Source organism: Streptomyces sp. NPDC059166 (assembly GCF_042755185.1).
GTDB lineage: Bacteria > Actinomycetota > Actinomycetes > Streptomycetales > Streptomycetaceae > Streptomyces.
Genome location: NZ_JBHZCI010000083.1, coordinates 1 through 6888 on the forward strand (window position 1 = coordinate 1; position 6888 = coordinate 6888).

The window sequence follows — 6888 nt, forward strand, 5'->3', positions numbered from 1 at the left end:
CCCGTACGTACGGGTGGCCGCCCCCGGCGGCATCCCCGCTCCGGGACCGTCCCGCCCCGGGGTGGCGAGGTCACCGGCGTCCGCCCTCGCCCGTGGGCTCGACCGGGCGTTCGAGTGCGCCGGGGGCGCAGGCCCCCGCCGCCCGCAGGCCGGGCGGGTCGGCGCCGCGGATCCGCACCGGCGCATCCGCCGGGAGTCCGACCCGGCGCCCCCTCGGCGGACACCGCGGCAGCGCTCGCGGCCTGTGACACCGCTTTCCGCGTACCCCGGAGGTCTCCCCAAGGCCGCACGCGGGGGTTCTTTGGGCTAGTCAGGGTACTTTTGGGTGTTTTTACGGTGTCCCTACAGACTCTTTTGATCATCCATGGCATCCCTTAGGCGATCAGGTGATCAGTACGACAATCATCTCGGCTCGAAGGAGTCCAGCATGCGCATGTCCGCTTCCGTTCGCCCCCGCACCCGTCGCGCGGGTGCCGGGATCGCCGCCGCAGCGGCGATCACCGGCGTCACCCTGGCCGGCGCCCCCGCCGCGTACGCCCTTCCCGGCGACAGCGGTGACATCGACGTCACCTCGGTGGGGTGGCACTCCCGCGGCGACCGTGACGGCGTCGAGGTCTGCAAGTTCGTCCTGGAGGCGAGCAACTTCGAGTCGTTCCCCTCGGTCCCCTGGTCGATCACCGAGCAGCCGCCGACGGTCCCCCCGGGCGACACGCTGCTGGGCACCCTCCCGCTGATCAACGGCAAGGCGCGCAGCCAGGCGTACCTCCTCCCGGAGGGCACCTACCAGCTCGTGTGGACCGTCCCGGCGGGCCCGAAGCAGAAGAGCTTCGAGGTCGACTGCTCCCGTCCCGGACAGGGCGGAAGCCGTGCCGACGGCGGCAGCCGGGACTCGTCCTCCTCCTCGGCGTCGGGCGCCGAGCAGAGCTCGGAGAAGACGTACGAGAAGCCGTCCGGCGCGGTGCCGGCCGGCGGTGGCGGCGTCCCCGACATGGAGGGCGTCAGCAACGAGACCGAGTCGAACATCGGGACCTCGGCCGCCCTGGTCGCCGGTGCCGCCGGTATCGCGGGGCTGATCATGGTCCGTCGATCCGCACGCCGCCGTGCCCGCAGCGAGGTCTGACACCCGCCGTCGACGGCGACGCAGGGGCCCGAGCCGCGCATGCCGGCTCACCATCACCCTGTGCGTGACCTTCTCGCTGGTGACCGGCATCGTCAAGGCCGTCTCGGACTCGTCCGACGACACCTCGCCGGTCACCGCCGCCCGCGGCAGCGATGCCGCGGGCGGCGGGGCGCCCCCGTTCCGGAGGGCACCTCACAAGCCCCAGGAGAAGGTGCCCGCCTCGCATGCCCCGCTGGTGCACTCCCGGCCGGTGAAGGTCGCGATCCCGGCGATCTACATCGAGGCCCCGGTCTCCGAGCTCGGTCTCGACGCGAAGGGGAGGCTCGGCGCCCCGCCGCTGAGCAAGCCCAAGCTGGTGGGGTGGTTCCGCAAGGGCCCGTCCCCCGGAGAAGCGGGGACGTCCCTCCTGGTCGGGCATCGGGACACCGCTACGGGGCCCGCCATCTTCCTCAATCTCAACGCCCTGCGCCGGGGTGACACGGTGAGGGTCACCCGGGCGGACCGGAAGACCGCGGTCTTCACCGTCGACCAGGTGAAGACCTACACCAAGGAGAAGTTCCCGGACGACAAGGTGTACGGATCCACCGGCCGTCCGGAGCTGCGGCTCCTGACCTGCGGGGGACGCTTCGACAAGAAGCACGGCTACGCGGCGAACGTCGTGGTCTTCGCCCACCTCACGTCGATGAAGACGAAGGCGGCCTGAAACCGGCACGCCGCACGGAACCGGCCGGTACCTCGGGGGCGGGGTACCGGCCGTCCGTGCGCCATCCGCGGACGGCGTCCGCGACATCCGCGCCGGGACCCGCGACATCACGGGGGACCCGGCGGCCTCCCCAGGTGCTGCTGGATCAGCCGCGTGCCGGCCGTCGGCGATCCGGCGGCGCTCAGGCTGTTCGCGCGCGCTTCCGCCGGCCTGTGGCGGTCATCCCGCCGAGGTGCCGCAGGCCATGCCGGATGTCCTGGTGGCAGGGGTTCCGGACGGCCCCCGGCCTCCTGGGGCTCCTGGGGCTCCTGGGGCTCCTGGGGCTCCTGGGGCTCCTGGACAGCGGACGCGCCGGGTCAGCCGATCGCGTGGAACAGCCGCTCGGGCAGCGCCATGTTCAGCGCCGTGACGACCGGCTTGCCGTGTTCGGTGCCCAGGCGTGACACCGCCCCCGTGGCGAGCTGGAAGAGTTCGCCGCTCGCGGGTGTCAGCCCCAGATAGCGTGCCGTCAGCACGCGCAGGAAGTGCGAGTGGGCGACCAGAGCGATGTCCGCCTCGCCGAGCCGGGAGGCCGCCGCGCGGACCTCGGCGAGGATCCGGTCCGCCCGGTCGCCCACCTCCTTCGGGCTCTCCCCCGGGTGGTCCGCCGGGCCGGGGGCCACGCCGTCCGTCCACAGGTTCCAGTCGGGGCGGGTGCGGCGGATCTCCACCGTGGTCACGCCCTCGTACGCCCCGTAGTCCCATTCCCGCAGATCAGGGGTTTCCCGAGGGGAGTCGAGCCCTGCCAGTTCGGCGGTCCTGCGGGCCCGTAGCAGAGGGCTGACGAGGGTCAGCCCGATCTCACGTTCCGCGAGCAGCGGTACGAGAGCGCGGGCCTGCCGCTCCCCCAGATCCGTCAGGGGCAGATCGGTCCAGCTCGTGTGCTGCCCGGACCGGGACCACTCGGTCTCGCCGTGCCGGATCAGGATCAACTCGCCCATGGTGTGACTGCTTCCGCTCTGTACGCCGTACTCGTCCGTGAGGCGTCTGTGGGGTGACGCCCTCCGCGTCGCCCCGCGCCCTCCGGTGTGAACCCGCCGGGACACGATCGCATTCCGCCGCGAGCAGCCTGGGGGCGACGCGCCCTTCGCCCGGCGTCGCCGGTGCCGAAGAGCTGTCGACGTGATGCCCTGTCACCTCGCGTCCGCCGGGGAACGCGCCCCCGGTCCGGTGATCCGGCCGGCCGGAGCCGCACCGTCACCGTCGAACGGTCCCCGGTCGGTGGCGGTTCGGCGCTCGAGAGGTTCCCGCCCGGTGGGACTTGCGATGGAGTGCGCTCCAGCGCCTACCGTCGCCGCCATGACAACACCTCAGCACAGGATCGGCTCGGGCTTCGGCGCCCGGAGCACGGCGGACGACGTCCTGACCGGCGTCGATCTGTCCGGCCGCACCGCGATCGTCACCGGCGGCTACTCGGGGCTGGGGCTCGAGACGACCCGGGCCCTGGCTAGGGCCGGCGCCCGGGTCGTCGTCCCGGCCCGGCGTCCGGCCGTCGCCCGCGAGGCCGTCGCGGGGATCGAAGGCGTCGAGACCGACGAGCTCGACCTCTCGGACCTCCGCAGTGTCCGTGATTTCGCCGATCGGTTCCTGGCCACGGGCCGCCGGATCGACATCATGATCAACAACGCGGGGATCATGGCCTGCCCGGAGACGCGGATCGGACCCGGATGGGAGGCGCAGTTCGCCACCAACCACCTCGGCCACTTCGCCCTGGTCAACCGACTCCGGCCGGCCGTCGCACGCGGCGGCGCACGGGTGATCGCCGTGTCGTCGGGTGCGCACGGCATCACCGGCATCCGCTGGGACGACGTGCACTTCGAGCGCGGCTACGACAGGTGGGAGGCGTACGGGCAGGCCAAGACCGCCAATGTGCTGTTCGCCGTGCAGTTGGATGCGTTGGGCCGCGGCGCCGGAGTGCGCGCGTTCGCGCTGCACCCGGGGTCCGTCCTCACGCCGTTGCAACGCCACCTGCCGAAGTCCGAGATGGTCGAGGCGGGATGGATCGACGAGCGGGGAAAGCTGGCCGATCCCACCTTCAAGACGCCCGAGCAGGGGGCGGCGACGCAGGTGTGGGCCGCGACCTCGGCCCGGCTGGCGGGCATGGGCGGTGTGTACTGCGAGGACTGCGACATCGCGGAGCCGGCCGGCGGGGGTTCGGAGGGCGGAGTGCATCCTCATGCCACCGACCCTGCAGAGGCGGCCCGGTTGTGGGCGCTCTCGGCTGACCTCACAGGCGTCGACGCCTTCGCCGCGTAGCCGCTCCCGCCGGGCCCTGCGGCGGACTCCGTGGAGGGCCCGCCGCCCGAGCACGGTCGTCCCGGAGCCCTGGCGGGGGCTCCGGGACGACCGGCAGTTGCACGGGTCCGGTCAGTTGACGACCGTGACCGTGTACGGCTGGTCCGTGTCCGTGGTGACCCGGGCCTCTCCGCCCTCGTACGTCACCTCGTACGTGGCCGCCACCGCGCCCGCGCGGTCCGGGACGGTCACCGTGCGGGTGAAGTCGCCGGTCCCGGCGGGGGCGAAGACACGGAGTTCGAGGCCGTCGAGCCACTCGCCGTCCGGGCGGGACTCGTCCGCTCCGAGCGCGAGGACCGCGCCCTGGCGCACCAGCAGCGGCAGGCTGTCGAAGCCGTGCGTCTCCTGGCGCCAGGCCGGGCCCGTCACCGTCTCGCCGGTGAGGAAGTGGGTCCAGGTGCCCTCGGGGACGTAGTACTCGACGGTCCCGTCCTCGGAGAAGACCGGCGCGACCATGAGGTCCGGGCCGAGGAAGTACTGCCGGTCCGCCGTGCGGGCGGTGGGGTCGTCCGGGAACTCCAGCAGCAGCGGGCGCATCGTCGGGACGCCCGTGCGGTGCGTCTCGACGGCGGCACCGTAGAGGTACGGCATGAGGCGGTGCTTGAGCCGGGTGAACTGCCGTGCCACGTCGACCGCTTCGTCGCCGAACTCCCACGGCACGCGGTAGGACGACGAGCCGTGCAGCCTGCTGTGCGAGGAGAGCAGACCGAAGGCGAGCCAGCGCTTGAAGACCGCGGGGTCGGGTGTGCCCTCGAAGCCGCCGATGTCGTGGCTCCAGAAACCGAAGCCGGACAGCGACAGCGAGAGCCCGCCGCGCAGGGACTCCGCCATGGCCTCGAAGGAGGACCAGCAGTCACCGCCCCAGTGGACCGGGTACTGCTGGCCACCGGCTGCCGCCGAGCGGGCGAAGAGGACGGCCTCGCCCTGCCCTCGCTCCTTCTCCAGGAGTTCGAAGACCGCCTTGTTGTAGAGGTGCGTGTAGTAGTTGTGCATGCGCTCCTGGTCGGAGCCGTCGTGCCAGACGACCTCGGTGGGGATGCGCTCGCCGAAGTCGGTCTTGAAGCCGTCGACGCCCTGGTCGAGGAGGACCTTCAGCTTGCTCTGGAACCAGGCGGTGGCCTCGGGGTTGGTGAAGTCGACCAGCGCCATGCCGGCCTGCCACTTGTCCCACTGCCAGATGTCGCCCTCGGGGGTCCGCACGAAGTAGCCCTCGCGCGCGCCCTCCTCGTAGAGGGCGCTCTTCTGCCCGATGTAGGGGTTGATCCAGACGCAGATCCGGAGGCCCTTCTCCTTGAGCCGGGCGATCATGCCCTCCGGGTCGGGGAAGACCGCCGGATCCCATTCGAAGTCGCACCACTGGTACTCGCGCATCCAGAAGCAGTCGAAGTGGAAGACGCTCAGCGGGATGCCGCGCTCGGCCATGCCGTCGACGAAGGAGGTGACGGTCGCCTCGTCGTACGACGTGGTGAAGGAGGTGGTGAGCCAGAGGCCGAAGGACCAGGCCGGCGGCAGGGCCGGGCGGCCGGACAGCGCGGTGTAGCGGGCGAGGACGTCCTTCGGCGTGGGGCCGGCGATGACGAAGTACTCCAGCGTCTGGTCCTCGACGCTGAACTGCACCTGGCCGACGGCCTCGGAGCCGACCTCGAAGGACACCTTGCCCGGGTGGTTGACGAAGACCCCGTAGCCGCGCGAGGACATGTAGAACGGGATGTTCTTGTAGGCCTGTTCGCTGCTGGTGCCGCCGTCGGCCTGCCACATGTCGACGACCTGGCCGTTCTTCACGTACGGCGTGAAGCGCTCACCCAGTCCGTGGACGGTCTCGCCGACCCCGATGGCGAGCTGGGCGATCATGTGGTGACCGCCGCCGTCGACGGTGGCGAAGGCGCTGCCCTTGCGGCCGGCCGAGGTCAGGACCCGGCCGTCGGCGTCGAGGAACTCCATGCCGAAGGCGCCCTCGGTGGGGAGACGCAGGGTGAGCGGGCCGCTGGTGAGCTCGGCGGTGGCGCCCTGGCTGCGGGTGGTCGCGGCCGACCGCGCCGATGCGCCCGGCATCTCGAAGTCGGGACCCCTGCGGCGCCTGCCCGCGTGGTGGGTGAGCCGCACGGCGATGACGCCCTCGGCCGGGGAGTGGGCGTCCACGGTGATCAGCGGGGCGTTCAGCGTGTCGCCACGCCGCTCGACGCGCTTGACGGCGGCGTAGGCGGCGAGGCGGTCCTCGTCGAGGCGGACGTCGCGGACTTCCGTGGCGTACGAGGCGTTCACACCGGAGCGCAACTGCCAGAAGCCGTCGGTGAACTTCATGGGGTGGTCCTTAGCCGTTCAGAAGATGCTGGGCGGGACGCCAGGGCGCCTGCGGCGAGCGCGGCTGCGGGTCCTCTCAGTTTTGATCGTACACAAAACAAATGTGGCCGAGAAGAGCCTTACGGAACTGAATATTCCGTATTGCCCGGGGAGTCGAGCCTCGAAACAGCGCTACAGAGCTGCGGCGTTTGCACCGCGTGACCGTTACGTGACGGAAACGGTCTAGTAACCCGCGACGGGATGGCGTATTAGTACTGCAAGCAAACAAATTGGCCGTGCCCCCGGTGCTCCGTCGCTCCGGGCCGATGTCGACAAGAGGCTGTGCAATGTCGGACCGCTTCACTCCCACCCCTGAGGACAGGTTCACCTTCGGTCTGTGGACCGTGGGCTGGCGGGGCAACGACCCGTTCGGCGAGCCGACGCGTCCCGC

The 6888-nt window shown here is 71.4% G+C and carries 5 protein-coding genes; 3 read left to right on the forward strand and 2 right to left on the reverse strand.

Features of this window, described 5'->3' with window-relative positions; translation table 11 throughout:
• Positions 1-427 precede the first annotated feature (427 nt).
• Together ACFXOA_RS31960 and ACFXOA_RS31965 are read left to right on the forward strand one after the other, a co-directional pair.
• Complete coding sequence (locus ACFXOA_RS31960) at positions 428-1120, forward strand: hypothetical protein (RefSeq protein WP_385035639.1); 693 nt, start codon at positions 428-430, stop codon at positions 1118-1120.
• Between the two features lie 64 nt (positions 1121-1184).
• Positions 1185-1823: a class F sortase gene (locus ACFXOA_RS31965; RefSeq protein ID WP_385035641.1), complete on the forward strand. Its 639-nt coding sequence runs from the start codon at positions 1185-1187 to the stop codon at positions 1821-1823.
• Between the two features lie 356 nt (positions 1824-2179).
• On the opposite strand, the gene ACFXOA_RS31970 is transcribed toward ACFXOA_RS31965, so the two are convergent.
• Positions 2180-2803, reverse strand: a complete 624-nt coding sequence (locus ACFXOA_RS31970; protein ID WP_385035643.1) for a histidine phosphatase family protein — start codon at positions 2801-2803, stop codon at positions 2180-2182.
• Positions 2804-3161: 358 nt separating this feature from the next.
• Between ACFXOA_RS31970 and ACFXOA_RS31975 the strand changes: the two genes are divergently transcribed.
• On the forward strand, positions 3162-4118 hold the full coding sequence (locus ACFXOA_RS31975) for an SDR family NAD(P)-dependent oxidoreductase (protein ID WP_385035645.1): 957 nt from the start codon (positions 3162-3164) through the stop codon (positions 4116-4118).
• Positions 4119-4229: 111 nt separating this feature from the next.
• Here ACFXOA_RS31975 and yicI read toward each other — a convergent pair whose 3' ends face one another.
• Entirely contained in the window at positions 4230-6458 is a 2229-nt protein-coding gene (gene yicI, locus ACFXOA_RS31980) for an alpha-xylosidase (protein WP_385035647.1), read from the reverse strand.
• Positions 6459-6888 lie beyond the last annotated feature (430 nt).